Here is a 1,498-nt window from a genome sequence, read left to right as displayed (position 1 = left end):
TCTATTAAGCTTTAAGCCACCCCTCGCGGTTTCTCTCGTTTTTCTCTCATATTTTGCCAGGCTTCTGTTAAAGCATTTGACAGCTCTTCCTGCAAGCTCAGGCCCTGCTGCTTCCACGTCGCTAGAAGCGTGGGCAGGGTCTCGTATATCTGCATTCCCTTCTCGTTGCGAAGCGTCCCTATGATCTTCCTGTGCACCACGAGTTCTCTTAGCGCCCGCTCGGCCCTATTGTTAGTCGGCTCGACTCCAGGCACCGTGACGAAGGTGAACCAGAATGGGTATCCCCTCCTCATCTTCTCCACGAATTTTCTGACCCTGCTGCTCTTGTAGCGCTTGTTAATCAATCTCCCCATAGCTCGCATCGCAGTCCTGGCTAATTTAGCCCTCTCCTCAGGCGGAGGATCATCCTCTAGGGCCTTCTTGAGCCTGTCGAAAATCCTGTGCAGGCCCTCGGAGAGGGCCCTCGCTTCCTCATATTTTTCTCCGAGCTCCTTGGCTTCCCTAAGCAAGTGGGCCCAACACCGCTGGATCTTCGCCCCGCTCTTGCGCGCGTAGCTGTGGTGGGATCTCAGCCCATCGCCGACCAGCGTGCCATCCCAATCCTTCCCCAGGATCTCCTCCAAGACTTTTTGCGACTTCCTCTTCCTGATGACGAATAGAGTTTCCAGCTCGGTGACGAAGTCCCAGATCCAAAAATCAGTGCCGTCGACCTTGATCCCAGTTTGATCCGTATAAACAACTCTGGAGCTCCGAACGCTCGAGAGGATCTCCTCGTACTTGGGTCTAAGCCAGTTGCTCATCCTCCAGAGGAGCTCGAGCTCAGTCGGGGCCGAAATCTTAAGCCCCGACCTCTCGAAGACGGATCCAATCCTAGCGAGGGGGAGCCTCTCCTCGAATTTATGAAGCGTCGTTTGTACATACACGTTCTTCCCGAACCTCCCGACGGGAGGGCAGTCAGGGTGCACGGCCACGTTGTAAGTTCCGCAAGCGGTGCACTTGCCCCCGAGCTCTAGGTAGTCTATCACCTCCCCTGGCGATGGGTTGGAGATCTCCTCAACTATGTGATGATCTACTACTTCCGGTGGGGGAAGAAGGGCCCCGCATTTCTCGCAGCTTTCCCACTCCGGCGCTATCACGACATTAGGTTCTGGCTTAGGCCTCGTTCTCCCCGGGGATCTTTTAGGCTTTCCTGGGAACCTCTTTTCAGAAGTATCCCTCGAAACGACCCTGCGCCTCGTCCTAGGCAGGGGAACTTTGACGCTCTCGTAAAGCGCCAGCCTGCGCTTCAGCTTACCGTTCTCTATTTCGAGCTCAGCCTTTTCCCTTCTTAGCTGCTCGTTCTCGGCTTTCAGACGCTGGTATTCCTCCCAGATCTCGCAATTCGAGCAGATCATTTTTTCACGACAACCAAGTAAACTGTTTTACCAATGTGTTCCTTGGGGCAAATGACATGGGCCCCGTTCCCTATCGGGACAACTTCCTTTCTGATGATGTCCTC

2 protein-coding genes are annotated in these 1,498 nt (G+C 54.5%); both read right to left on the bottom strand.

Features of this window, described 5'->3' with window-relative positions; translation table 11 throughout:
* Positions 1–11: 11 nt before the first annotated feature.
* A complete protein-coding gene (tnpC, locus tag ACP5KC_RS10655) occupies positions 12–1,394 on the bottom strand; it encodes an IS66 family transposase (protein WP_428287583.1) in 1,383 nt (460 codons plus the stop codon).
* The gene (locus tag ACP5KC_RS10650) at positions 1,391–1,489 is read right to left on the bottom strand and encodes a DUF2080 family transposase-associated protein (RefSeq protein ID WP_428287584.1); all 99 of its coding nucleotides are present in this window, start codon (positions 1,487–1,489) and stop codon (positions 1,391–1,393) included. The genes tnpC and ACP5KC_RS10650 overlap by 4 nt, the downstream gene beginning before the upstream one ends.
* Positions 1,490–1,498 lie beyond the last annotated feature (9 nt).

The sequence above is a fragment of the Infirmifilum sp. genome, from assembly GCF_049970975.1.
In the GTDB taxonomy this organism is placed as follows: Archaea; Thermoproteota; Thermoprotei; order Thermofilales; family Thermofilaceae; genus Thermofilum; species Thermofilum uzonense.
The sequence above is the reverse complement of the archived record's forward strand: the minus strand, read 5'-3'. Positions and strand labels throughout refer to the sequence as shown.

Excerpts from the sequence above, each read along its gene's own strand:
- tnpC (WP_428287583.1), bottom strand. The coding sequence starts at position 1,394 with ATGATCTGCTCGAATTGCGAGATCTGGGAGGAATACCAGCGTCTGAAA.